This window comes from Chryseobacterium sp. 'Rf worker isolate 10' (genome assembly GCF_050753305.1).
GTDB lineage: Bacteria > Bacteroidota > Bacteroidia > Flavobacteriales > Weeksellaceae > Chryseobacterium.
Genome location: NZ_JBOZOF010000034.1, coordinates 1 through 247 on the forward strand (window position 1 = coordinate 1; position 247 = coordinate 247).

Sequence of the window (247 nt, forward strand, 5' to 3'; positions counted from 1 at the left end):
TGAGCGATTATTTTAGACAATTTGTTGTTCTTACAGATTTCAGTTCCTCAGAAAGCTGGGTGGTTTTATCCTCTATTGAAAAAGAGATTAAAAGGAAAATAGAATTAGTTGGAACACCTTTAAAAGATTGGGATATCAGTATTAATTATGGAATCAAAACTGGCCTTAATGAAGCTTTTATTATTGACGGAATTAAGAGAAGTGAACTTATTGAATTAGATCCCAAATCTGATGAAATCATACGACC

General features: G+C 31.6%; 1 protein-coding gene. It reads left to right on the forward strand.

All coding sequences use genetic code 11. The annotated features are described in order from the left end of the window. A partial coding sequence (locus LKL37_RS23070; RefSeq protein WP_431612585.1) for a hypothetical protein occupies positions 1–247 on the forward strand: 247 nt, incomplete at both ends.